The sequence below is a fragment of the Pseudomonas sp. 01L34 genome (assembly GCF_056400265.1).
Genome location: NZ_JBFTSX010000023.1, coordinates 1 through 1,317 on the forward strand (window position 1 = coordinate 1; position 1,317 = coordinate 1,317).

Below are 1,317 nucleotides of genomic sequence, written 5' to 3' on the forward strand. Positions count from 1 at the left end.
GCGCCGAACGACGCRTTGACCGGCCAYGCTCCGCTGACCAACTCGATCACCAACGTCAGCGGCGGCAATTACGARAAYCTGGTGGCGGACAAAACGCCGGTCAGCACCACCGTGACCGACACCGTCGACACCACCAACCTCAGCCTGAGCGCATCAAACTCGGTAGCCGAAGGTGGCCAGATCACTTACACCGCGACCCTGACCAACGCCGCCGGCACTCCGGTCACCGTGACCCTGAGCAATGGCGCCGTAATCACCATCGACGCCGGTAAAACCACCGGCACCGTGACCGTCCCGGCTCCATCCGATGACGTTTACAAAGATGCCGGCACGGTCCAGGCCACCATCTCCACCGCCACCGGTGGCAATTTCGAAAACCTGGTGCCAAGCACTACCCCGGCGGTCACCACCGTTACCGACACGATCGACACCAGTACCGTTTCGCTGAGTGCGACTGCGAACGTCGCCGAAGGTGGGACCGTGGTTTACACAGCGTCCGTGTCAGCGCCAGTCACCGGCTCGCCAGTGGTTGTGACCCTGTCCAACGGCCAGACCATTACCATTCCGGTCGGCGCCAGCAGCGGCTCTGTCAATTTTGTTGCACCCAACGATGCGTTGGCGGGTGGCGGCTCCTTGAGCGTCAAGATCGACGACGCCAAGGGCGGCAACTACGAGAAGCTGGAAGTCGACGGCAAGTCGGCGGATACCTCGGTGACCGACACCCCGGACACCACCAACCTCAGCCTGAGTGCGACCAACTCGGTAGCCGAAGGTGGCCAGATCACTTACACCGCGACCCTGACCAACGCCGCCGGCACTCCGGTCACCGTGACCCTGAGCAACGGTGCCGTGATCACCATCGATGCCGGTAAAACCACCGGCACCGTCACCGTCCCGGCACCATCCGATGACGTTTACAAAGACGCAGGCACGGTCCAGGCCACCATCTCCACCGCCACCGGTGGCAATTTCGAGAACCTGGTGCCGAGCACTGCCCCGGCAGTGACCACCGTTACCGACACGATCGACACCAGTACCGTTTCGCTGACTGCGACCGCGAACGTCGCCGAAGGCGGCACCGTCACTTACACCGCAACCGTCGGTGCGCCAGTGACCGGTAGCCCGGTCACCGTGTCCCTGGCCAACGGCCAGACGATTACCATCGATGTCGGCAAAACCACCGGTACCGTGACCACCGCCGCGCCGAACGACGCATTGACCGGCCATGCTCCGCTGACCAACTCGATCACCAACGTCAGCGGCGGCAATTACGAAAATCTGGTGGCGGACAAAACGCCGGTCAGCACCACCGTGACC

Annotated in this window: 1 protein-coding gene; it reads left to right on the forward strand. The window is 63.1% G+C overall.

What is annotated here, in order from left to right; genetic code table 11:
• Positions 1–1,317, forward strand: a 1,317-nt coding sequence (locus AC1DQM_RS29780) for an immunoglobulin-like domain-containing protein (protein ID WP_477747251.1), incomplete at both ends; no start/stop codon positions are given.